This is a genomic window from Streptomyces nigra (assembly GCF_003074055.1).
Lineage (GTDB): Bacteria > Actinomycetota > Actinomycetes > Streptomycetales > Streptomycetaceae > Streptomyces > Streptomyces nigra.
In genome coordinates, this window is record NZ_CP029043.1 from 1,103,212 (window position 1) to 1,126,174 (window position 22,963).

General features: G+C 73.3%; 22 protein-coding genes. 12 read left to right on the plus strand and 10 right to left on the minus strand.

The window, feature by feature from the left end; genetic code table 11:
• Positions 1–38: 38 nt before the first annotated feature.
• The 3 genes from DC008_RS05075 to DC008_RS05085 form a co-directional block, all read right to left on the minus strand.
• Positions 39–920 (minus strand): hypothetical protein, encoded by an 882-nt coding sequence (locus tag DC008_RS05075; protein ID WP_108705912.1) that lies wholly within the window; start codon positions 918–920, stop codon positions 39–41.
• Between the two features lie 109 nt (positions 921–1,029).
• Complete coding sequence (locus DC008_RS05080) at positions 1,030–2,556, minus strand: hypothetical protein (RefSeq protein ID WP_108705913.1); 1,527 nt, start codon at positions 2,554–2,556, stop codon at positions 1,030–1,032.
• Between the two features lie 244 nt (positions 2,557–2,800).
• Positions 2,801–3,505 carry a GntR family transcriptional regulator gene (locus DC008_RS05085; protein WP_108705914.1) on the minus strand — a complete coding sequence of 235 codons (705 nt, stop codon included), beginning with the start codon at positions 3,503–3,505 and terminating at the stop codon, positions 2,801–2,803.
• Between the two features lie 245 nt (positions 3,506–3,750).
• On the opposite strand from DC008_RS05085, the gene DC008_RS05090 reads away from it, so the two are divergent.
• From DC008_RS05090 to DC008_RS05110, 5 genes are all read left to right on the plus strand, one after another.
• Positions 3,751–5,067 carry an MFS transporter gene (locus tag DC008_RS05090; protein ID WP_108705915.1) on the plus strand — a complete coding sequence of 439 codons (1,317 nt, stop codon included), beginning with the start codon at positions 3,751–3,753 and terminating at the stop codon, positions 5,065–5,067.
• 68 nt (positions 5,068–5,135) lie between these two features.
• Positions 5,136–5,951: a putative hydro-lyase gene (locus DC008_RS05095; RefSeq protein ID WP_108710571.1), complete on the plus strand. Its 816-nt coding sequence runs from the start codon at positions 5,136–5,138 to the stop codon at positions 5,949–5,951.
• 27 nt (positions 5,952–5,978) lie between these two features.
• Positions 5,979–6,737: a LamB/YcsF family protein gene (locus tag DC008_RS05100; RefSeq protein WP_108705916.1), complete on the plus strand. Its 759-nt coding sequence runs from the start codon at positions 5,979–5,981 to the stop codon at positions 6,735–6,737.
• Positions 6,734–7,351 (plus strand): 5-oxoprolinase subunit B family protein, encoded by a 618-nt coding sequence (locus DC008_RS05105; RefSeq protein ID WP_108705917.1) that lies wholly within the window; start codon positions 6,734–6,736, stop codon positions 7,349–7,351. The genes DC008_RS05100 and DC008_RS05105 overlap by 4 nt, the downstream gene beginning before the upstream one ends.
• The gene (locus tag DC008_RS05110) at positions 7,348–8,217 is read left to right on the plus strand and encodes a 5-oxoprolinase subunit C family protein (RefSeq protein ID WP_108705918.1); all 870 of its coding nucleotides are present in this window, start codon (positions 7,348–7,350) and stop codon (positions 8,215–8,217) included. Before DC008_RS05105 ends, DC008_RS05110 begins: the two co-directional genes overlap by 4 nt.
• A 267-nt stretch (positions 8,218–8,484) precedes the next feature.
• Here DC008_RS05110 and DC008_RS05115 read toward each other — a convergent pair whose 3' ends face one another.
• Both DC008_RS05115 and DC008_RS05120 read right to left on the minus strand, forming a co-directional pair.
• The gene (locus DC008_RS05115; RefSeq protein WP_108705919.1) at positions 8,485–9,903 is read right to left on the minus strand and encodes a HEAT repeat domain-containing protein; all 1,419 of its coding nucleotides are present in this window, start codon (positions 9,901–9,903) and stop codon (positions 8,485–8,487) included.
• Between the two features lie 300 nt (positions 9,904–10,203).
• On the minus strand, positions 10,204–10,596 hold the full coding sequence (locus DC008_RS05120) for an ankyrin repeat domain-containing protein (RefSeq protein WP_055623719.1): 393 nt from the start codon (positions 10,594–10,596) through the stop codon (positions 10,204–10,206).
• A 313-nt stretch (positions 10,597–10,909) separates the two neighbouring features.
• Between DC008_RS05120 and DC008_RS05125 the strand changes: the two genes are divergently transcribed.
• Both DC008_RS05125 and DC008_RS05130 read left to right on the plus strand, forming a co-directional pair.
• Positions 10,910–11,104 carry a hypothetical protein gene (locus DC008_RS05125; RefSeq protein ID WP_004002760.1) on the plus strand — a complete coding sequence of 65 codons (195 nt, stop codon included), beginning with the start codon at positions 10,910–10,912 and terminating at the stop codon, positions 11,102–11,104.
• Positions 11,105–11,145: 41 nt separating this feature from the next.
• Positions 11,146–12,786 carry a hypothetical protein gene (locus DC008_RS05130; RefSeq protein WP_108705920.1) on the plus strand — a complete coding sequence of 547 codons (1,641 nt, stop codon included), beginning with the start codon at positions 11,146–11,148 and terminating at the stop codon, positions 12,784–12,786.
• A gap of 95 nt (positions 12,787–12,881) precedes the next feature.
• On the opposite strand, the gene DC008_RS05135 is transcribed toward DC008_RS05130, so the two are convergent.
• Positions 12,882–14,381, minus strand: coding sequence for an SCO1417 family PLP biosynthesis transcription factor (locus DC008_RS05135; protein ID WP_108705921.1), 1,500 nt, complete (start codon positions 14,379–14,381; stop codon positions 12,882–12,884).
• Between the two features lie 99 nt (positions 14,382–14,480).
• On the opposite strand from DC008_RS05135, the gene yczE reads away from it, so the two are divergent.
• The 4 genes from yczE to DC008_RS05155 all read left to right on the plus strand — a co-directional run bounded on the left by yczE (position 14,481) and on the right by DC008_RS05155 (position 17,976).
• Positions 14,481–15,134: a membrane protein YczE gene (gene yczE, locus DC008_RS05140; RefSeq protein WP_108705922.1), complete on the plus strand. Its 654-nt coding sequence runs from the start codon at positions 14,481–14,483 to the stop codon at positions 15,132–15,134.
• Positions 15,131–15,901, plus strand: coding sequence for a glycerophosphodiester phosphodiesterase family protein (locus DC008_RS05145; protein WP_108705923.1), 771 nt, complete (start codon positions 15,131–15,133; stop codon positions 15,899–15,901). Before yczE ends, DC008_RS05145 begins: the two co-directional genes overlap by 4 nt.
• A gap of 60 nt (positions 15,902–15,961) precedes the next feature.
• The gene (locus DC008_RS05150) at positions 15,962–17,323 is read left to right on the plus strand and encodes an MFS transporter (protein WP_108705924.1); all 1,362 of its coding nucleotides are present in this window, start codon (positions 15,962–15,964) and stop codon (positions 17,321–17,323) included.
• 278 nt (positions 17,324–17,601) lie between these two features.
• Complete coding sequence (locus tag DC008_RS05155; RefSeq protein WP_003977404.1) at positions 17,602–17,976, plus strand: RNA polymerase-binding protein RbpA; 375 nt, start codon at positions 17,602–17,604, stop codon at positions 17,974–17,976.
• Positions 17,977–18,095: 119 nt separating this feature from the next.
• Here the strand turns inward: DC008_RS05155 and fxsA are convergent, their stop codons facing one another.
• The 4 genes from fxsA to DC008_RS05175 form a co-directional block, all read right to left on the minus strand.
• Complete coding sequence (gene fxsA, locus DC008_RS05160) at positions 18,096–18,653, minus strand: FxsA family membrane protein (protein ID WP_108705925.1); 558 nt, start codon at positions 18,651–18,653, stop codon at positions 18,096–18,098.
• A 151-nt stretch (positions 18,654–18,804) separates the two neighbouring features.
• The gene (locus tag DC008_RS05165) at positions 18,805–19,614 is read right to left on the minus strand and encodes a polyprenol monophosphomannose synthase (protein WP_108705926.1); all 810 of its coding nucleotides are present in this window, start codon (positions 19,612–19,614) and stop codon (positions 18,805–18,807) included.
• Between the two features lie 524 nt (positions 19,615–20,138).
• Positions 20,139–21,743 carry an amidohydrolase gene (locus DC008_RS05170; protein ID WP_108705927.1) on the minus strand — a complete coding sequence of 535 codons (1,605 nt, stop codon included), beginning with the start codon at positions 21,741–21,743 and terminating at the stop codon, positions 20,139–20,141.
• A 57-nt stretch (positions 21,744–21,800) separates the two neighbouring features.
• Complete coding sequence (locus tag DC008_RS05175; RefSeq protein ID WP_004002750.1) at positions 21,801–22,241, minus strand: Lrp/AsnC family transcriptional regulator; 441 nt, start codon at positions 22,239–22,241, stop codon at positions 21,801–21,803.
• A 265-nt stretch (positions 22,242–22,506) separates the two neighbouring features.
• On the opposite strand from DC008_RS05175, the gene DC008_RS05180 reads away from it, so the two are divergent.
• Positions 22,507–22,944: a hypothetical protein gene (locus DC008_RS05180; RefSeq protein ID WP_055623728.1), complete on the plus strand. Its 438-nt coding sequence runs from the start codon at positions 22,507–22,509 to the stop codon at positions 22,942–22,944.
• Positions 22,945–22,963 lie beyond the last annotated feature (19 nt).

A 22,963-nucleotide genomic window follows, 5' to 3' on the forward strand; every position in this document is an offset into this window, starting at 1 on the left:
CTCGTAAGTCTTCGGCAGGTGGGGGAGGTCGGTGGGGCTCAGGCCGAGTGGAACGGCAGCCCGGCGTCGGCGACCAGGTCCAGGGCGTCGGTGTCCTCGGCGGGCAGCAGGGTAGGTGTGCCGTCGGTGACCGGGACGACGCCCAGCTCCAGCAGCTCGGTCATGGCGGCGCTGCCCGCCATGTCACGGACCTGGAGCTGGTAGCGGGCCGTGGTGCGGTAGGTGCCGCCATGGTCGTCGCCGGTGCGCTGGAGGAAGCCGGAGTCGGTGAGGAAGGCGACGGCCTTGCCGACGATGCCGGTGGTGGAACCGGCGAGCCGCCGGGCGTCCTTGGTGGCGCCGGTGGCGCTGCGTCTGATCCAGATGCGCCAGGCGGCCTCCAGGCCGGGGGCGTCCGTGGCGGGGTCGGTGTTCTCCCCCTGCTCCTCGGCGCGCTCCTCCAGCCGGCGGCAGGCCTGCCGGACGAAGGCGTCGACGCCGTTGACCGTGACGCGCCCGATGTAGCCGTCGTCGGCGAGGTCCTCGGGACGGGGGAACGCCATGGCGGCGACGGCGAGATGGGCCAGCCCGTGCAGGAAGCGGTCGCCGCCGTCGGCGGACGTCCGGCGGGCGTAGTCGCTCATGCGCACGGCGAACACCGAGTCCTCGGCGGCGGTGACCGCCATCCCCGCGCGCGGGGACACCTCCAGGACGACCAGACCCAGGCCCGTGGCGACGGCGTCGGCGAGCCGCGCGAAGGACGGGTCCTCGCGGTAGCGGCGCAGCAGTTCGGTGTACTCCTGGTCGCGCGCGGGCTGCAGCTTGGGCTGGAGCCCGAAGGAGACGAGCCGCGCCGCGTCGGCGGCGTCGGCGGGGGTGACGGCCGCGGGCGCCGTTGGCGCGGCGGCCTCCGGCTCACTCCGATCGACGTGCTCGGTCACGGTCGCGGCTCCTTGTGGGGGTGGTGCGGGGTCAGGCGGTGTACGGCGTCATGGCGGTGCGCGCCGGGGCCTCGGCGTGGGTACCGAGTCGCCCGGCGCCCGGTACGGCTCATGCCGCTTCCGTCCGGTCGGCGGCCATGCCGGCCGCGTCGAGCAGTGCCATGCCGACGATGAGGTCGGCGCCGCCGAACTCGGGGTCGTCCAGCTCGGTCCCGTCGTCCACGGCGAACAGCAGCTTCTCCTCGCCCTGGCGGTATGCCGTGCCCACCGGGGGGCTTGCGGCGTGCACGGCCAGCAGGGCGACCAGGTACGGCAGTTCGGGATCCTGGCGGCGCGCCTCGGCGAGCAGGCCGGACAGCCGGCGGGGGGCGTCGGCCGGCAGGTCGAGCAGTTCCATGGCGGCGGCGAGCTGCTCCTCGCTGAACCGGCTGTCGTCCGGTGTCGCGATGAGGTCCGGCTCGGGCATCTCTGCGCCCAGATGCTCCCGCTCCACGGGCGGGGTGAGCAGGATGTCGACGAGGTCGCCCAGCCGCACCGACACCGGCGTCCGCAGACCGGTGCCGTGCGCGAAGAAGGCGTCCGTGACCCGGACGGCCCGCTCCAGCGGCAGCGGCAGTAGGGGCGCGACGAGATGCCCGTACAGGTCCATGCCCGAGGTGGTCAGGGGCGTGGCGAAGGCCTGCCGGTCCTGCTCGGCGCGGAACAGCGGTCCGGCCTCCAGCAGCCGGGACTGGAGCTGGGTGTGCCGCCGGATGCAGTCCTTGACGATGTCGACCAGCTCGGCCGCGCGGCGCTTGTGCTCCGGGTCCTCGGTCTCGTCGCGGGCCTTGCGGATGTTGGTGAGGATCGCGTTCTCGTGGCGGTACCGGTCGGCGACGTGGTCGAGGGCCTCCGCGATCATGTCCGGGACGGCGTTCAGCCAGTCGACCGCCCGGACGTTGCGACGCGTGGCGTCCAGGGCGCGGCGCAGGGTCTCGGAGTACTGCACGGTGCGGTACCGGGCCTGCTCGGCGGCCAGCTGGGCGTCGGCGAGGCGCCCGCGGTTGATCAGCACCTCCAGCTTGACCTCGGCGGCGATCTGGGCGCTGGTGACGTCCGTGTCCAGGGCGCCGACCAAGACGTTGACGGCCTCGTCGGTCGTACGGAGGTACACGGTGCCGCCGGGCCCCGGGACCTCCTCGATCAGCTTGAAGTCGTAGTCACGGCGGACATAGCTGCCGTCCGGCGTGAACGTGCCGTACACGGCCCGGAAGCCGCGGTCGACGCTGCCGACGTTGATCAGGTTCTCCAGGACCCAGCGGGCCACCCGCTCGTGCTCGGCGACGGGGCGCCGCGGGGCCTGGGCGGCGATGCGCGGAATGAGTCTGGCGACTATCTGGTCGTGGTCGGCGCCCGTGTCGAAGTCCATGTTCAGGGTGACCAGGTCGATGGCGGCGAGGGCCACCTCGGCCATGCCGTACACCGAGTACTCGCCCGCCAGATTGGCCTTGCGGGCGTCGAGGTCGTGCAGCGGCGCGGTGCAGGCGAGCGCGCGCAGCCGCCGCGCCAGGCCCTCGTCGGCGGCCGGGCCCGGCGCGGGGCGCGGCCCCGCGCTGAGCTGGGGCGGAACGCGGTCCGTCGATGCAGGCGAAGTCACGGTGCACAGACTAGGTCCTAGGTCTGACAACGATCCAAACGGCACGGATCGCCTCCGGCGGGCGCGAGCCCCTCCGAGCGGCCCCGCGTCACGCCGTCCGCCCCCGGGAACCCCGCCTCAGGACCGATGGCGCCCGCCTCAGGACCGGGAACCCCGCCTGAGGACCGGCGACTCCGTCTGAGGACCGGCGACTCCGTCTGAAGACCGGGAGCCCCGCCTCGGGACCCGGAACCGGGAACCCGTCTCAGGGAACGATCTCCCCCTCCCCCACCCGCCGCCGGTACACCTCGACCACCCGCTCCAGGGAGTCGTCGAGGTAGACGGCGAGGATCCGCTCGGCCTCCGCCTTGTCGCCCGCCTCCAGCGCCTCCAGGAGCTGCTGGTTCCGGGCGAGGTAGGGCTCGTGCAGCCGGCGGGGGTCGTCCACGACGTGGAAGGCGAGCCGCAGCTCGGCGAAGACGCTGCGCATGAGCTCGTCGGTGCGTTCGCTGCCGGCCAGCGCGACCAGTTCGCGGTGGAAGTGGATGTTGGCCGTCCCCAGCGTTTTCCAGTCACCTTCGCGGACGGCACGCTGCCCCTCGGCGACGGCTTCGGCGGGCCCCTCCAGGGGGTACGGCGGCTCGCCGAGCCCGCGGACGACCGCGCACTCGACCAGGCGCCGGGTGCGGTAGATGTCCTCCACGTCCTCCACGGTCAGAACCCGGACGAACACCCCCCGGTTCAACTCGTGCACGAGCAGCCGTTCATGGGTGAGCAGGCGGAACGCCTCGCGCAGTGTGTTGCGGGACACACCGAGCGCCCCGCCGATGCTGTCCTCCGACAGCCGGGTCCCGGGCGGGAAGAAGCCTTCCGCGATACGGCTCCTGAGGATGTCCGAGACCCGTTCCGCCGTGCTCGTCCGCCCCAGGAGGGCACGGTCGTCGGCCAGTCCGCCCAACTGCTCTGCCATGCCCGGAATTCAACCGCAGTCAGGAGAACGAAACAACAGGGGTATTGAAGGATCGTTCAACGATCCTCTACCTTGCTGGTCACTGTTCGGGGCCACCCGATCCCGTTCAGAACAGTTCGCCCCTTTCATCCCAAATCCGCTCCCGCTCCCCTGAATCGCCGGCCCCCATCCCCCACACCCGGCACCACGGCGGGCCCCACCCGGCCCGCCCCCGTCCCCACCCACCCCTTCACTGCGAGGTGCCCATGAGCACTACCCCTCCACCGCAGACCTCGAAGACCGCTCCCCAGGACACCGCCCACCCCGCCACCCCCGCCCCGCAGACGGGCGCTGACGGCGCGTTCGGCTGGCTGCGCGACCTGGGACCGCGCGGACGCCGCGCCTTCGCGGGCGCTTTCGGCGGCTATGCCCTGGATTCGTACGACTACTTCACCCTGCCGCTCAGCATGGTGGCGCTCGCCGCGTACTTCGGTCTGGACAGCGGCCAGACCGGCCTCTTCACCACCGTCACCCTGGTCGTCTCCGCGATAGGCGGCGCCCTCGCGGGTGTGCTGGCCGACCGGATCGGCCGCGTCCGGGCCCTGATGCTCACGGTCGTCACCTACGCGGTGTTCACCGTGGCCTGCGGCTTCGCCCCCAGCTACGAGTGGCTCCTGGTCTTCCGCGCCCTCCAGGGCCTGGGCTTCGGCGGTGAGTGGGCGGTCGGCGCCATCCTGGTCGCCGAATACGCGAGCGCCCGCAACCGGGGCCGCACCCTCGGGGCGATCCAGAGCTCCTGGGCCGTCGGCTGGGCCCTCGCGGCGGTCATGTACACCCTGGTCTTCTCGTTCGTCGGGGACGACCTGGCGTGGCGCGTGATGTTCTGGACCGGCGCGCTGCCCGCGCTGCTCGTGATCTGGATGCGCCGGCGTGTGCAGGACGCCCCCGAGGCCGTCGCCGTACGCGAACAGAGCGCGGAGAAGGGCTCGTTCACCGCGATCTTCAAGCCCGGCCTGCTGCGGGTGACGGTCTTCGCGGGCCTGCTGTCCACGGGTGTCCAGGGCGGCTACTACACCCTGGCGACCTGGGTGCCGACCTACCTGAAGACCGAGCGCGAGCTGTCCGTCGTCGGCACCGGCGGGTACCTGACCTTCCTCATCTCGGGTGCCTTCGCGGGCTATCTGACCGGCGGCTACCTCACGGACCTGCTGGGCCGCCGGCGCAACATCTGGCTGTTCGCGCTCCTGTCGGCCGTCTGCATCCTGGCGTACGCGAACATCCCGTCCGGCGCCAACACCCTGCTGCTGGTGCTCGGTTTCCCGCTCGGGTTCTGCATGTCGGCGATCTTCAGCGGCTTCGGTTCGTATCTGAGCGAGCTGTATCCGACGGCGGTGCGCGGCACGGGACAGGGCTTCACGTACAACACCGGCCGCGCGGTGGGCGCCGTCTTCCCCACCATGGTGGGCTTCCTCGCCGACAGCTGGGGCGTGGGGGGCGCGCTGGTGTTCGGCGCGATCGGCTACGGCCTCGCGGCGCTGGCCCTGCTCGGACTGCCGGAGACGCGTGGGAAGGAGCTGGTGTGAACAGCACGGTCCCACCCGGCGTCGACGGCTCCGCCGCCACCCGTGTCGACCTCTCCGCCGCCACCGGCGTGGACGACTCCCCGGTCACCCTCCTCGACCCGCACGCGCGCGCGTGGAGCCCCGCCGAGGCCCGGGCCCGCTTCCGGGCCGGGCTGGCGGGCCCCACTGCGGGGGTCGCGGCCGGCCACACCCAGGCCAACCTGATCTCCGTGCCCGCCGACTGGGCCTACGACATGCTGCTGTTCTGCCAGCGCAATCCGAAGCCCTGCCCGGTGCTCGACGTCACGGACGCCGGTTCCTGGACGACGGTCCTCGCGGACGGCGCAGATCTGCGCACCGATCTGCCGCGCTACCGGGTCTGGCGGGACGGGGAGCTGGTGGACGAGCCGACGGACGTGCGCGCCCACTGGCGCGACGACCTGGTGTCGTTCCTGATCGGGTGCAGCTTCACCTTCGAGTCGGCGCTGGGCGAGGCCGGTGTCCCGATCCGCCATGTCGAACAGGGCCGCAACGTCCCGATGTACGTCACCGGTCGACCGTGCCGTCCCGCGGGGCGGCTGAGCGGACCGATGGTGGTGTCGATGCGCCCGGTGCCGCCGCAGCATGTGGCGGCCGCCCTGCGGGAGACCGGGCTGCTGCCCGCGGTGCACGGCGCTCCCGTGCACTGCGGCGATCCGGCCGCCCTCGGCATCGCGGATCTGGCTCGCCCCGACTTCGGCGACCCGGTGGACCTGGAGCCCGGCGACATCCCCATGTTCTGGGCCTGCGGGGTCACTCCGCAGGCCGCGGTGATGGCGTCGCGCCCGCCGTTCGCGATCACGCATGCACCGGGTCAGATGTTCCTGACCGACGCCCGCGACGAGCAGTACCGCATCGTCGCCTGACCACGGAACCGGGGAAACGACCCACTCATGACCTCGATCGATCTGAACGCCGACCTGGGTGAGGGCTTCGGCCGCTGGCGGCTCACCGACGACGAACGGCTGTTGTCGGTCGTCACCAGCGCCAACGTGGCCTGCGGCTTCCACGCCGGGGACGCGGCCACCATGCGGCGGGTGTGCGAGCAGGCGGCCGCGCGCGGGGTGCGGATCGGCGCCCAGGTCTCCTACCGGGACCTCGCGGGGTTCGGGCGGCGTGCGATGGACGTGCCGCCCGCCGAACTGGCGGCCGAAGTGGCGTACCAGATCGGCGCCCTGGAGGTCTTCGCGCGGGCCGCCGGCGCGCGCGTAGCGTACGTGAAACCGCACGGCGCCCTCTACAACCGCGTCGTGCACGACGAGGAGCAGGCGGGTGCCGTGATCGACGGCGTGCTCCTCGCGGACGCCTCCCTGCCGGTGCTCGGTCTGCCCGGCTCCCGGCTGCTGGAGCTGGCGGACAAGGCCGGACTGCCCCCGGTCACCGAGGCGTTCGCGGACCGGGCGTACACCGAGCAGGGCACGCTCGTCCCGCGCGGCCTGGACGGCGCCGTGGTCACCGACCCGGAGGCCGTCGTGGCACGCTCGCTGGGGCTGGCCCGCGCCGGCGCGGTCACCTCCCACGCCGGGACCCGGGTCGAGGTACGCGCGCGGTCGCTGTGCCTGCACGGCGACACCCCCGGCGCCGTCGAGCTGGTCCGCCGGGTGCGGGACCGCCTCGAGGAGTCGGGCGTCCGCGTGGAGGCCTTCGTATGAGGACGCTGCCCGTCGGTGTCGACGCGCTGCTGGTGGAGGTCTCCTCGGGCGAGGAGGCCCGGGCGCTGCACGCGGAGTTGCTGCGCCGCCGTGCCGAGGGCTCGCTGGCGGTCCGTGAGATCGTCCCCGCCGCGCGCACGGTCCTGCTGGACGGCCTCACCGACCCGGACCGCCTCGCCGTCGAGCTCGCCCTGTCCGACGTCCCTCCCGCCCCGGCACACGCGCGTGACGTCGTCCGGCTCCCCGTCCGCTACGACGGACCCGACCTCGGCGACGTCGCCGCGCTCTGGGGGGTGTCGCCGCGGGAGGTGGCCCGGATCCACGCGGACACCGAGTTCAGCGTCGCCTTCTGCGGGTTCGCCCCCGGCTTCGGCTATCTGACCGGGCTGCCCCGGCGGTACGACGTCCCGCGCCGGGCGACCCCGCGCACCGCCGTCCCCGCGGGCGCGGTGGCCCTGGCGGGGCCGTACACGGGCGTGTACCCGCGGTCCTCGCCGGGCGGCTGGCAGCTCATCGGCACGACGGACGCGGTGCTGTGGGACCACACCCGGATGCCTGCGGCCCTGCTGGCACCGGGTACGCGCGTGCGGTTCGTCCGGGTGGACGGCTCATGACCGACCACGCGCTCTCCGTCGTCCGCGCCGGCGCCCTGACCACCGTGCAGGACCTGGGCCGACCCGGTCACGCCCACCTCGGCGTGCCCCGCTCGGGTGCGCTCGACCCGCCCGCGGCGGCGCTCGCCAACCGGCTGGCCGGCAACCCCACCGACGCCGCCGTCCTGGAGACGACGCTCAACGGCTGTACGGTACGGCCGCGTTCGACGGTCACGGTGGCGGCGACGGGCGCGCCCTGCCGCGTCACGGTGGACGGCCGCCCGGCCGCGTGGGGCGCTCCGGTGCGCGTGCCGGCGGGCGCCCTGCTGGACGTCGGCCCGGCCGTCTCGGGCGTCCGCACCTATCTCGCCGTCTCCGGGGGCGTCGCCGTCGAGCCGGTGCTCGGCAGCCGCTCCACGGACCTCCTGTCCGGTCTGGGTCCGCCGCCCCTCACGGACGGCGCGGTCCTGCCCCTGGGCCGCCCTGCGGGCCTCCACGCGCGCGTGGATGTCGCTCCGCAGCCGGCGCCGCCCACCGAACTGGTCCTGCGCGTCACGCTCGGCCCGCGCGACGACTGGTTCTCCCCCGAGGCGGTGCGCGTCTTCACCTCTCGCCCCTACCGCGTGTCCCCGGCGAGCAACCGCATCGGCCTGCGCACCGAGGGCCCGACCCTGGAGCGGGCGGTCACCCGTGAGCTGCCCAGCGAGGGCATGGTCCTGGGCGCGATCCAGGTCCCGCCCGACGGCCGTCCCGTCGTCTTCCTGGCCGACCACCCGACCACGGGTGGCTACCCGGTGATCGCCGTGGTCCGCGCATCCGACCTCCCGGCGGCGGCCCAGGCCCCTCCGGGCACCCCGATCCGATTCGTCCCGGTACGCCGCCGCTGATCCGGCCGCGAAGACCGGCGGTTCCGACCCCGCCGGCCTCCTCCACAGTGCACGCTTCCGCGTCAGCCGTGGCCGCGTCCGGCCCCACCCGGCTGCGCACGGCTCTGCACCCCGACCCGCTCGGTCCCGGTACGCCGCCGCTGAACCGGCCGTAGGCGCCCCACCGATCCCCCGGGCCGGCGACGAACGCCGAAGGCCGGCGGTTCCGACCCCGCCGGCCTTCACAAGCGCGCACATCGCACCCCGCGGCACGCGCCACGCGCCGCGTCAGCCCGTAGTCGCGTCCGGCCCGATCCGGCTGCGTACGGCCGTCTGTACCTCGTCCTCCTCGGCCGGATCGGCGGCGAGGCGGCGCAGGCGCTCCACGACCCGGGTGTCGCCGGTCTCGGCGTGCCGGGCGGCGATCTCGCGGGTGCTCTCCTCGCAGTCCCAGAGGCACTCGACGGCGAAGCCGGCGGGGAAGGAGGGGTCGGTGGCGGCGAGGGCGCGGGCGGTGCGGCCGCGCAGATGGGAGGAGGCGGTCTCCCGGTAGATGTGGCGCAGGACGGGGGCGGCACAGGCGATGCCGAGGCGTCCGGTACCGTCCACGAGGGTCCACAGGGTGGGCGCGTCGGGGCCCTCGCCGCGGACGGCCTCGCGCAGCGCGGCGAGGACGAGATCCTTGTCCTGGGCGCCGCCCCGGCAGGCGAGCAGCCGTCCGGCCGCGGCGCCCAGCGGATCGGGGCGCCGGGCCCAGCCCCGCGCGCGGTCGACGGCGGCGACACTGCGCATGCGTTCGAAGGCGTCGACGGCGGCCTCCACGACGACCGGTGAGCCGGTGACGACGGCGGCCTCGACGAGGTCGAGCACCTCGGGGTCGTCGGTGTCGGCGAGGTAGCGCAGCGCCGTGCAGCGGGCTCCGTCGCCGCCGTCCCGGGCCGCCTCGACGATCTGCGGCCGGTCCTCGGGCCCGGCGACGGCCGACAGGCACCGGGCGGCCGGCACATGCAGCGCGGCGCCGCGGTCGAGGCCCTGCTGGGCCCAGTCGAAGACCGCCTGCACGCTCCATCCCGGGCGGGGCCCGGTGGGGCTCATCTGGCGCTGCCAGCGGTCGAAGCAGCCCGTCTCGTGCGCGGCACGCACGCGCGTGGCGATCGACGGGCGGGGATCGTCGGCCCACAGCCGCCAGGGCCGCGGCTCGAAGGCGTCGCGTACGGCGACGGCCAGCTCGGCGTCGCCCTCGGGATCGGCGGGGAAGCGCGCCAGGACGGGCGCGGCGAGGGCGCGCAGACCCGCGTCGTCGTCCCTGAGCGCGAGCTCGTCCAGGGCCCAGGCCCAGTTCGAGCCCGAGGCGGCGTACCTGCGGAGCAGTTCGAGGGCGTCCCGGCGCCCGTAGGACGCGAGATGGCCGAGGACGGCGAGGGCGAGCCCGGTACGTGACTCGTCCGAGTCCAGGGCGTCCTCGACGTCGAAGAGATGGGCCTCGATCGCGTCCAGCTCGCCGTTCAGGTCGAGGTAGAGGCGGGCGTAGTAGAGGGAGCGGTTCTCCACCTGCCACTCGTGCCGGGGATCGTGCAGCACGCACTGGTCGAGGGCCGCGAGCGCCTCGGCGCGGGGGGCGGTGAGCGCGTGCAGCGTTCCGTCGCCGCGGCCCCGCTGGAGCAGGCCGAGCAGCGTACCGCTGGGCGCTATGACCGGTTCGAACATGGGAAACAGCCTCACATCAAGCGTCGACGCAACCGGGGTTCTTGCTTCACCTGGCCGCGTGACAACACGTCGGGGCGCCCGCCGTTTCCTGCTTGCTGTAGACCATCTTCCTCTGCCTCTCGTCGGTGGCCCATGCGGACCGATCACGGCCCGCGCGGTGCGGCAACACCTGCCCAGCCCTCGCGTCCGTGAATCACGACGTCATGATGACTCGGCACTTCCGTCCGCCGCGACCGAAATTACGGCGGCCCTGTACCGCCTCCCCCGTTTTCCGTGTTCGCGCTGGTCAGAACCGTCGGATCAGTGCGCGCCGAACAGCTCGAGCAGTTCGGTCTTGCCGAACATCCGGGCGGTGTCGACGGCGGACGGCGTCCCCGCCGCCGGGTCGGCGCCGCCCTCCAGGAGGGCCTTGATGACCTCGGTCTCGCCCTTGAAGACCGCACCGGCGAGTGGTGTCTGGCCTCGGTCGTTGACGCGGTCGGCCTCGCCCCCGCGCGCGAGGAGGGCGCGTACCGCGTCGGCGTGCCCGTGGTAGGCGGCGAGCATCACGAGGGAGTCGCCGCGGTCGTTGGTGAGGTTGGCCGGAACGCCCGCGTCCACATACGCCACGAGCTGCTCGGTCTCCCCCTGCCGGGCCAGATCGAAGATCTTGGTCGCCAGCTCCACGACCTCGGGGTCGGGGGCTTCGCTCATGACCGGACCGCCTTCCTGCGTGCACGGGGACTGGTGTTCTGCGGGGAGCAGGGTACGGCCGGGCGAGTGGGGCGCGGCCGTACGGGTGATTCGCCAGGGTACTGGCTCGCGCGGCACATGACCCGATGCGTCCGCGGCAAAGATCATCGCAGACACAGTGGGGCGCAGGAGCCCGGCTCATCCGGCCAAGGACACTCCGCCGACCGGGGGAAATCAGCGGGATTTCACCCAGTTGCACCTTTTATCGTATGGATACATCCTGTGAGCCTGGAAGTACTCATGGTGACTGTCCCCACAAACCAGGAGCACTCAGATGATCCTCTCCATCTCAGGCGTCGTACTGCTCGGCATCGTCGTCTTCATCTTCTTCCGCAAGGACGGGCTGAAGGCGTCGCACGCCCTGATCTCGGCCCTGTTCGGCTTCTATCTGGCAAGCACGGCCATCGCCCCGAGCATCAAGGCAGGCGGCGAGAGCCTGGCGAGCCTCCTGGGCGGCATCCAGTTCTGACGCCGCCCCCTCCCGCCCGTACGCACTCGTAGGAGACAGCAGTGGCCCGCCGCCCCCTCCCCCGCATCCTGAGCACCGGCAGCGCACAGTTCGCCCGGAGCCGAGAGCTGGCCCGGACGCAGTTCGCCCGTAGCCGGGAGCTGGCCCGGACGGCGGGCGACAGCGCCTCCGACGTCCTGCACCCGCTGATCACGATCACCCGCGGTCTGCGCCGGCTGGCTGCCGCCGGACGGCGCAGATGGACCGAGACCCCCAAGGACAAGCGCGGTGCGCTGGTCTTCCTGGTGGCCTCGGTGGTCCTGGTCGTCGCGCTCGTGCCGTACGGGCCGCTGCTCGCCGTCATCACCCTGATGGCGGCGGCAGCCTGGCAGGGCAGGGACCGCAAGCCGGCGGCTCCCGACGGCCCCGACCCGTCGCGGACGGAGCGGCTGAAGGCGCTGTACGAGGCGCTCGTCCCGTACTTCTCCGCTCCCGACGATCCCGAGCCGCTGTACTCCCACGGCGGCGACTGGGAGAAGGCCCTGCCCGAGTACGAGTTCGACGCCACCGGCCGGGTGGCCCGGCTGCTGATCCGCTACCCGGCCTACTTCACCGACGGCGAGACGCAGGCCCGTACCCGGATCGAGCATCTGCTGACCTCCAAGGCCGGACGCGGCCGGGAGTACCACTTCGACTGGGACGAGGAGGGCAACGAGCTGACGGTGTCGGCGCTCGCCCCGCTGCCCACGGACATCGCCGCGCAGCGCTTCGTCACGGCACCGGGCGAGACCGTGCTGGGCTTCACCGACGCCACCCGGGTCCGCCGCACCCTGCCGCTCACCCACGGCGGCCATCAGCGCGACGTCCCCCCGGTCGTGTGGCGCACCGGTCTGCGCTCCACCGAGCCGCATCTGCTGGCCGTAGGGCAGCCCGGCAGCGGCACGTCCACCCTGCTGCGCTCCATCGCGCTCCAGGCCCTCCAGCACGGCGACGTGGTCATCGTCGAGGGCGGCGGCACCGGCGAGTACGCCTGTCTCACCGGCCGCGACGGTGTCCTGGCCGTGGAGTGCGGGCTGGCCGGGGCGGTGGCCAGCATCGAATGGGTGGCGACCGAGACGGAACGGCGCCTGATCGCCGTCAACCGGGCCCGCCAGGCCGGCAACCCGCCGCCCGAGGACACCAAGCGCCCCCTGTGGGTCCTGCTGGACCGCCCGACCGTCTTCACGCACCTGGCCGCCGCCGACGGCCGCAAGGACCCGCAGTCCCTGCTCCAGGTGCCCCTGCGGCACGGCCGCGCCGCCGGCATCACGGTGGTCGTGGCCGAGCAGTGGGACGCCCTGGACGCCCTCGGCGACCCCGTACGGCAGCACACCCGCGCGCGTGTCGTGCTCGGCCCGGCGACGGCCGAGCAGCTGGAGTCCGTCCTCGGCGCTCCCCCGCACACCACCCCGGTCGCCGACACCCCGCCCGGCCGCGGTTACGCCCGTCTGGGCACCGGCCCGGTCCACCGCCTCCAGGTGCCGGCCACCCCGGACCCGTACGACGACGCGACGAGCGAGGCGCACCGGCAGGCGGTCCTGGACCTGCTGCCCGAGCGCACCACGCCGATGGAGGCGGAGCCGTCCCCGAGCCTGACGAAGGCGGACCCCGAGCCGGAGCCGGAGCCGGTCCCGGTCGAGGCCGTGGTGGCCGAGTCGTCCTGAGCCACAAGTCGTCCTGCCGCGCCCCGACCGGGCGCGGACCGGGCGCGGAGGACCGGGCGCGGAGGACCGGGCGCGGAGGACCGGGCGCGGCCCGGTCAGGCCACGAAGGGCCGCGCCGTCTCGGCGCCGCCCGTGACCCCGCTCTCCACCAGGCGCGCCGCCGCGGCCAGCCGGCTCGCGGCCTCCTCGGCGACCGCGCCACCCACGGTGAACGGCAGCCGCACATACCCCTCGAAGGCGCCGTCCACACCGAAGCGGGGCCCGGACGGCACCCTGACGCCGACGCGCTCGCCCGCCTCCGCGAGGCGCGAGCCCGACAGACCGCCGGTGCGGACCCAGAGGGTGAGGCCGCCGCTCGGCACCTCGAACTCCCAGCCGGGCAGTTCCCGGCGGACGGCGGCCACCAGCGCGTCCCGGTTCTCGCGGGCCTGGACGCGCCGCGCCTGAACCGCCTGCTCCCAGCCGCCGGTGCCGAACAGCCAGTTGACGGCGAGCTGCTCCAGCACGGGCGTGCCCAGGTCGGCGTAGGCCCGGGCGGCCACCAGGCTGCGGATGACGTCCGGGGCGGCCCGGACCCAGCCGATCCGCATACCGGCCCAGAACGCCTTACTGGCCGAGCCGACGGTGATGACGGTCGACCCGGCGGGGTCGAACGCGCACACCGGACGGGGCATCTCCAGGTCCGGGTCGAGCCACAGCTCGCTCATGGTCTCGTCGGCGATCAGCACGGTCCCCGCCGACCGGGCGGTGTCCACGAGCCGCCGGCGCTGGTCCTCGTCGGCCAGGGCGCCGGTGGGGTTGTGGAAGTCGGCGACGACGTAGGCGATGCGCGGCGCCGCGTCCCGCAGGACCTGCCGCCACCGGTCCATGTCCCAGCCGGCCAGCCCCTCCGCCATCGCGACGGGCACCAGCCGGGCGCCCGCCTCCCTCATCAGCTGGAGGATGTTGGCGTAGGACGGCGACTCGACTGCGATCCGCTCGCCGCGCCCGCCGAACAGATGGCAGATCGCGTCGATGGCGCCCATCGCGCCGGTCGTCACCATGATCTGCTCGGGCATGGTGGGAATGCCGCGTGCCGTGTACCGGTCGGCGATCATCGCCCGCATCGCGGGCAGCCCGGCGGGATAGTCGCCGTGCGTGTGCGCGTACGGCGGCAGCTCCTCCAGGGCGCCCTGGACGGCACGGGTCAGCCAGGGCTCGGGGGCGGGCAGCGCCGCGCACCCCAGGTCGATGATCGAGCCGAGCGCCTCGGGCGGCAGCGGCTCCAGCCCGCGCGCGGGCAGCGGATTGCCGGCCGGTACGGCCGTCCAGCTCCCGGCCCCGCGCCGTGACTCCAGGAACCCCTCACCACGCAGCGCCTCATAGGCTGCGGCCACGGTCGTCCGGCTCACGGACAGCGCGAGGGCCAGCTCCCGCTCGGCGGGCAGACGGGCGGCGACCGGGACACGGCCCTCCAGGACGAGCAGCCGGATACCGTCGGCCAGCGCCCGGTACGCGGGCGGACGCCGGGTACCGGGTCCGGCGGGGCGGTCCTGCTGCGAGGTGAGGAGACGGGCGAGCTGCGCGGCACCCACCGCGGAAGTCCACTGCGCCATGACTACCAGTCCACCTACTTCGAATTGGCCATGGATGGCGTTGCATCCCAAGCCACAGGGTGTCACGTACCAGGCCACTACCACCACCAGGGGGCTGAATTGTCCACCCAGCGGCATCTGGCACGACGGCTCTCCCAGCTGTACGCCGGGCTCGCCTTCTACGGAGTGAGCTCGGCGATGCTCGTCGGCGCCGGGCTCGGACTGGAGCCCTGGGGCGTCCTCCACCAGGGTCTCGCCGAACGCACAGGCCTGACCATCGGCGTCATGTCGATCATCGTCGGCGCGGCCGTGCTGCTGCTCTGGATCCCGCTGCGCCAGCGTCCGGGCCTCGGCACCGTCTCCAACGTGTTCGTGGTGGGCCTCGCGATGGACGGCACCCTCGCGCTCCTCCCCGAGACGAGCGCCCTGGCCGCACGGATCCCGCTCCTGGTGATCGGCATCGTCCTGAACGGCGTGGCGACCGGCCTCTACATCGCCGCCCGCTTCGGCCCGGGCCCCCGGGACGGCCTGATGACCGGCCTGCACCAGCGCACCGGGCGTTCCATCCGGCTGATGCGCACGGCCGTCGAGATCACGGTCGTCGCGACCGGCTTCGCGCTGGGCGGCACCGTCGGCGTCGGCACGATCCTGTACGCGCTGTCCATCGGACCGCTCGCCCAGCTGTTCCTGCGGGTGTTCGCCGTCCCGGGGGCGTCCGGCAGCCGCACCGTCGTTGCCGGCGCGCGACCCGAAGGAGCGATACTGCGTCCGTGAGCACCCCGCGGATACGCCACCCCTACCTCGACCATCCCGGTCCCCTCCCCTTCGCCCACCGGGGCGGGGCGGCGGACGGCCTGGAGAACACGGCACTGCAGTTCCGCCGCGCCGTGGAAGAGGGCTACCGGTACATCGAGACCGACGTCCACACCACACGCGACGGACGGCTCGTCGCCTTCCACGACGCCACGCTGGACCGGGTGACGGACGGCGCGGGCCGGATCGCGGACCTCCCGTGGGCGGAGGTGCGGCAGGCCCGGGTGGCCGGCCGGGAGCCGGTGCCGCTGTTCGAGGAGCTGCTGGAGACGTTCCCCGAGGTCCGCTGGAACGTCGACCTCAAGGCGGAGCCGGCGCTCCACCCCTTCCTGGAGCTGATCGAGCGGGCGAACGCCTGGGACCGCGTCTGCGTCGGCTCCTTCTCCGAGGCGCGCGTGGTGCGCGCACAGCGCCTGGCGGGCCCGCGCCTGGCGACGTCGTACGGCACACGTGGGGTGCTCAATCTGAGGCTGCGCTCGTGGGGCGTGCCTGCCGCGCTGCGCCGCTCGGCCGTTGCCGCCCAGGTTCCCGAGGCCCAGTCCGGCGTCCAGGTCGTCGACCACCGCTTCGTGCGGACGGCTCACGCGCGCGGGCTCCAGGTGCACGTGTGGACCGTCAACGATCCGGAGCGGATGCACCGGCTCCTGGACCTGGGAGTGGATGGCATCATGACCGATCACATCGACACGTTGCGCAAGGTCATGGAGGACCGGGGCGTCTGGGTCTGACCCGAGTCCCGTACGGCTCCGCCCTCGCGCGGGATCTCCACGGGGAAGCGAGGGCACGGGGTGGGCACCGATACCGTGCGCACGGAGGCGGCCGACGACGCCGCCGGACGGCGCCGCGAACAGCGCGGCTGGTATTTCTACGACTGGGCCTGCTCCGTCTACTCGACGAGCGTGCTCACCGTGTTCCTCGGCCCGTATCTGACGTCGGTCGCCGAGGCGGCGGCCGACGCGGACGGATTCGTCCACCCGCTGGGCGTCCCGGTGCGTGCGGGGTCGTTCTTCGCGTACTCGGTGTCCCTGTCGGTCGTCGTGGCCGTGCTGGTGATGCCGCTGGTCGGGGCCGCCGCCGACCGGACGGGCCGCAAGAAGCCGCTCCTGGCGGCCGCCGCCTACACGGGCGCCGCGGCGACCACGGCGATGTTCCTGCTGGACGGGGACCGCTACCTGCTCGGCGGCCTGCTGCTCGTGGTGGCCAACGCCGCGCAGTCCGTCGCGATGATGCTCTACAACTCCTACCTGCCGCAGATCGCCCCTCCCGAGGAGCGCGACGCCGTCTCCTCCCGGGGCTGGGCGTTCGGCTACGCGGCGGGCTCGCTGATGCTGGTCGTGAACCTCGCCCTGTATCTGGGGCACGAGACCTTCGGGGTCTCCGAGGGCATGGCGGTCCGTATCTGCCTCGCCTCGGCCGGCCTGTGGTGGGGCGTCTTCGCGCTGGTGCCGCTGCTGCGGCTGCGCGACCGCGGGCCGTCCGCCGAGAAGGCCGGCCTGCAGCGCGGTACGACGACGGGGTTCCGGCAGCTCGCCGCGACCCTGCGCGACATGCGCCGGCACCCGCTGACGCTCGCCTTCCTGCTGGCCTATCTGGTCTACAACGACGGCATCCAGACGGTGATCACCCAGGCGTCGGTCTACGGTTCCAAGGAGCTGGGGCTCAGCCAGTCCACCCTCATCGGGGCCGTGCTGCTGGTGCAGGTGCTCGCGGTGGCCGGCGCGCTGACCATGGGCCGGCTGGCCCGCGTCCACGGGGCGAAGCGGACCATCCTCGGCTCGCTGGTCGCCTGGACGCTCACGCTGGCGGCCGGATACTTCCTGCCGGCCGGGGCGCCGGTGTGGTTCTTCGTGCTGGCGGCCGGGATCGGACTGGTCCTCGGCGGCAGCCAGGCGCTGTCGCGCTCCCTGTTCTCCCACCTGGTGCCGCCCGGGAAGGAGGCCGAGTACTTCTCGGCGTACGAGATCAGCGACCGGGGCATGAGCTGGCTGGGTCCGCTGCTGTTCGGTCTGACCTACCAGGTCACCGGGAGCTACCGGGACGCGATCATCTCGCTCGTGGCTTTCTTCGTGATCGGGTTCATCCTGCTCGCGCGGGTACCCGTACGGCGGGCGATCAGCGAGGCGGGCAACCCCGTACCGCCCACGATTTAGCGTTCGGAGTGAAAGGGCGGTAGTGTACGCGTTTGGCCTACCAGGCGTACCGTTACTGCGCGTCAAAGATGCCGAAACGCTGGGTCACATCTCCTAACAGATGTGACAAACCGGGCGCCGGTGGGTACGACATTGGTCAGCAAGGCTGCGGCTACGACGGCGACGCATGACCCGGAACGTGACTCGGAACGGGAATCTTTACCGCCGACCGGACGTTGACCGGATGACGACGACAGCGACACCTGTCCTGTGGGCGACAAGCCCGGGAGGCACGATTCATGAGTGAGCGAGCTCTTCGCGGCACGCGCCTCGTGGTGACCAGCTACGAGACGGACCGCGGCATCGACCTGGCCCCGCGCCAGGCCGTGGAGTACGCATGCGAGAAGGGGCACCGGTTCGAGATGCCCTTCTCGGTCGAGGCGGAGATCCCGCCGGAGTGGGAGTGCAAGGTCTGCGGGGCCCAGGCACTCCTCGTCGACGGCGACGGCCCTGAGGAGAAGAAGGCCAAGCCCGCGCGTACGCATTGGGACATGTTGATGGAGCGGCGTACCCGCGAGGAACTCGAAGAGGTCCTCGAGGAGCGTCTCGCCGTTCTCCGGTCAGGGGCGATGAACATCGCCGTTCATCCCCGGGACAGCCGCAAGTCCGCCTAGCGGACCTCGGCCGAACGAGCGCACATACACCGCAGGTGCCCACGGCACCTGCGGTTTTGTGCGTTGTGCTGAAGCCGGACGCTGTGCTGAAGCCGGACGCTGTACGGGAGCCGGCCGCGCTAGCGCGTCAGCGGCGGGCGCGGGTCCTGCGGCTCGTCGTCCCCGGGCCGCTCGCGGACGACCTCTCCCTGGACGACCTTGCCGTCGGGGCGGTGGATGCGCGCCTGCTGGAAGGCGTCGCCGAACGACCCGCCCGTCGCCTCGCGGAGCTTGCGGTCGAACGTCCGCTCCGCCAGCCGGCCGACCACCTTCTGCACCGGCGGGATCAGCAGGAGCAGGCCCAGCGCGTCCGACACCAGGCCCGGCAGCATGATCAGCAGGCCGCCCAGCATCATCAGGCCGTTGCCGCCGCCGCGCTCCGGGGTCCCGCCCCGCTGGAGCGCCTCGTTCAGCGCCTGGAACGCACGTCGGCCCGCCCGCTTCACGACCACGGAGCCGAGCACGAGTCCGGCGACCAGCAGCAGGAAGACCGTGAGCCCGCCGGCCACGTCCGCCACCACCGTCAGCAGCCAGATCTCCAGCACCAGCCACGCGGCGACGCCCAGCGGCAGGAGGCCGCGCCGACGGGACCGCCGGGGCCGGGCGGGCGAGGTGGGAGTGGGTGCGCCAGTCGTCATGGGTCCAGTGTGCCTGGGCCCGGTTCAGAGCGGTATAAGAGGCGGCCCTGTGCCTAAGGGCTGTCCCGTCATTCCCGGCGGGCGCGCGACGCCTTGCGATGCACCGCATCCGACGCCGCGCGCCGATCCACCGGGAATGACGGGACAGCCCTTACGGCCGCTGCGGCGCGGACGGCTTGGCGCGGTTGACGAGCTTGCCCACGCGCTCCCGCGCACCCCAGGTGGTGACCCGCCACAGCGCCTCGACGAGGATGTCGCGGCTCATCTTGGAGTCGCCGAGCTCGCGCTCCACGAAGGTGATCGGGACCTCGACGACGTGGTAGCCGGCCTTGACGGCACGGCGGGCCAGGTCGACCTGGAAGCAGTAGCCCTGGGACGCGACATCGTCCAGGCCGAGCCCTTCCAGGGTCTCGCGGCGGAAGGCGCGGTAGCCGCCCGTGATGTCCCGCAGGGGCAGGTCGAGGGCGAGACGGGAGTAGAGGCTGCCGCCGCGGGAGATGAACTCACGGGACTTGGGCCAGTTCACCACCCGGCCGCCCGGCACCCAGCGCGACCCGAGGACCAGATCGGCCCCCTTGAGCGCGGTCAGCAGCCGGGGCAGTTCCTCGGGCTGGTGGGATCCGTCGGCGTCCATCTCGATCAGCACGCCGTAGCCGTGCTCCAGACCCCAGCGGAAGCCCGCGAGATAGGCCGCGCCGAGGCCCTCCTTGCCCTTGCGGTGCAGGACCTGGACATGATCGTCCTCGACGGCCAGCTCGTCCGCGAGCTTGCCCGTGCCGTCGGGGCTGTTGTCGTCGGCCACGAGCACGTGCGCGTCGGGGACCGCCGCGCGGACCCGGCCGACGATGGCCTTGATGTTCTCCGCCTCGTTGTAGGTCGGGATGATCACCAATGCCGTGCCGAGCGGCCCGAACTGTCTCCCCCGGTCCTGTGCCGCGAGGGTCCCGTCGCCGTCGTTCACTGCTGCCCCTTCATGTCCGTCCGCAGAGGTCCACCATAGTGGGCGCGGCCTGCGCCGACGTGACGGCACGGTCGTACGGGGGCGGTGGATGCGCGGGAGCGGTGCGCGGCCGTCTGCGGATGGGGGCCCGGCGCCCTTCGGGCCGACCTGGGACCCGCCGGCTGCGGGTCGACCTGAAGCCGTTGTCTACTGAGCGCCCGGGCCCCACCCGGGTCACACCTCCCCGACAGGCCGGAACGTTCCGTCGTCGCCGCGCCGGCGCTGAGCCTGGCTCCCAGTGGCGGTGCGCCGGTGCGGCACACCGTCCCTGACCCAGCGGCGTTGCGACGGGTTCCCGGAAGTTCCCCGGTGGTCCGGTCGGGCGTCCGGTGGTGGACGCCGCCGAACCTACCGGCCCCGGACCTCCGCCTGTCAACAGGCGTGCGACCTGCGGCTTTTCGGAAGCGTCCCAGGTCAGCGCAAGGGATTCCCAGGTCGTACGACGCCGTGGCGCGGGTCGGGGCCGCGCACGCCACCCCGGTAGATCACTCGCCCGGCCGTACGAAGACCGTGCGTCCGCCCACCACCGTGCGCAGACAGACCGGCAGGTCACGGCCCGGGGACAGGTCGGGAAGGCCGGGGGTGCCGGAGCGCGGGTCGGTCGACCAGCGCGCGACCCGGTCGTCGGGCGCCTGGACCACCAGGGCGCCGGTGCGCCACACGGCGTAGTCGGCGGGGGCGCCCGGCACCAGGACGCCGGCGTCGTCCCGCCCGACGGCGCGCCAGCCGCCCCGCGTGTGCGCGGTGAACGCGGCGCGCACCGACACCCGGTGCTCCGGCGTGCGGTGGAACGCGGCGGCGCGGACCGTGCCCCAGGGGTCCAGGGGCGTGACCGGGCTGTCCGAGCCGAACGCGAGCGGCACCCCGGCGCGCAGCAGGGCCGCGAACGGGTTGAGGGCGCGGGCCCGTTCTACGCCCAGGCGCTGGGCGTACATACCGTCCTCGCCGCCCCACAGGGCGTCGAAGGCGGGCTGCACGGAGGCGGTCAGGCCGAGTTCGGCGAAGGCGGCGACGGTCTCGGGGGTGAGCATCTCGGCGTGCTCGACGCGGTGGCGGGCGGCGCGGATCCGGGCGAGGCCGACCTTGTCGGCGGCGGCGCGCATCCCGTCGACCACGGCGGTCACGGCGGCGTCGCCGATCGCGTGGAAGCCCGCCTGGAGGCCCGCCTCGGTGCAGGCGACGACATGGGCGGCGACGGCGGCCGCGTCCAGGTAGGCGGTACCGGTGTGCCCGGCGTCGCGGTAGGGCTCGTGCAGGCAGGCGGTGTGCGAACCGAGGGCGCCGTCGACGAACAGGTCGCCGGCCGCGCCGATGGCGCCGAGCTCGCGGGCCTTGTCGACGTCCTGTTCGGCCCAGTAGCCGACGACGCGCGGGCCGCTCTCCTCCGCGGCGAGCCGGAGCAGGCCGGTGAAGTCGTCCTCGGAGGAGATGTCGGGTCCGCCGCACTCGTGGACGGTGCCGATGCCGAGGGACGCGGCGTGCACGAGGGCGGCCCGCTGGGCCTCGGTGCGCTGGGCCGCGGTCAGGGCGGCCAGGGCGGTGGCGCGGACGGAGTGGTGCGCGTCGGCGACGAGCGGGGCGTCCGGCGCGCCGGCGGCGCCCGGGGACATCTCGAGCAGGGCCGTCGTGACGACCGCCGAGTGGACGTCGATCCGGGAGAGGTAGAGCGGGCGGCCGCCGGTGGCCTCGTCGAGTTCGGCGCGCGTCGGGGGGCGGCCGCCGGGCCAGCGGGCGGCGTCCCAGCCGTGCCCGAGCAGGACACGGTCGCCCGGGCGGGCGGCGGCGAACTCGCGCACCAGGGCGAGGGCGGCCTCCAGGGAGGGGGCACCGGAGAGGTCGAGCCCGGTCAGCGCGAGACCGGTCGCGGTGGTGTGCACATGCGCGTCGGTGAACGCCGGGGTGACCAGCGCGCCGTCCAGGTCGACGACCTCGTCCACACCGTCCGCGAAGGCGTCGGCGGCCCCCTCGGAGCCGACCCAGGCGATCTGGCCGCGCTCCACGACCATCGCGGTGGCGAACGGATCGGCGGGGCTGTGGACCTCTCCGCGGCGGAGGAGGACGGTCTGCGGCTGGGCGGTGCTCTCACTCATGGGAACAGTCTCGCGCCTCGGCCGGGCGCCCTCGGACGGGGGTCGCCGGGAGGGCCGTCAGATCCTCGGCGGCCGTGCCTCGTACGGCGTGGAGAGGACCACGGTCGTGCGGGTCGAGACGCCCGCCAGCGAGCGCAGCCTGGCCAGCAGCTCCTCCAGCTCGTGCGGGGTCGCCACCCGGACCTTGAGGATGTAGTTCTCGTCGCCGGCCACACTGTGGCAGGCCTCGATCTCGGGCACGCCCGCCAGCCGGTCCGCGATGTCGTCGGGGGCGCTGGGGTCGAAGGGTTTCACCGAGATGAAGGCGGTCATGGGCAGTCCCACGGCCTCCGGATCCACGACCGCGGCATAGCCGCGGATGACGCCGCGCTGCTCCAGCCGGCGCACCCGCTGATGCACGGCCGACGTGGACAGGCCGGTGGCCTTGCCCAGGTCGGTGTAGCTCATCCGCCCGTCCTTGACGAGCAGCTGCACGATCTGTCGGTCCAGCTCCTCCATGGCAAGAACCTACAGGGCTCGTGATCTCCTCGGATACCTCGCGTCCCAGGTCATGCCCGCTTCGTGATGTCGGCACCGGGCCGCCGCCGGTCCGCCGGGGGACAAACCGGCCGCCGCGGGCACCTGCGGGCGGCATGTGACGAAGGCCACAGGCGCCGAGCAGGCTCCGTGATGGGCTCGTGATTAACGCCCTGGGCCGGAGGGAAGTGCTTGCTGTGGTCGAGGCCGCAGCGCCTTCACGGCCCAGCCCGAGGGGGAGAATCCCATGCAGAGTCTTAAGCGTCCTGGTCGTACGGCACCCAAGCGCCGGCAGCTCGTCGTCGAGCCCGCTCCGGAGGGTGTCGAACCCGACGCCCTGGAGGACGACGAACTCGACGCGTACGACACCTTCGAGATGTACCGGGTGATCTGCCCGGACTGCGCGCAGCCGATCGCGCTGCTGGCGGACGAGGAGGTCCTGCCCGAGCACGCGCTGTGCGCCTCGCCGTGGAACCCGTTCGGCCTCACCGTCTGCGCGGGGACCGGCCGCCCGGCCTCCGAGGCCCGCTCCGCGGACGAGTCGGCGGAGCCCCAGGAGCAGGACACCGCCCTGCTGTTGACGCTCCCTCAGGGGCTCGACTGGCGGACCCAGCCCTTCTCGCACGTCGGCGGCCCGGGCTCACGGCCCATGCGGGTGCCGGTCATGCGCCGCCACGCCGCCTGAGCGGGCGTCCACACGCCTC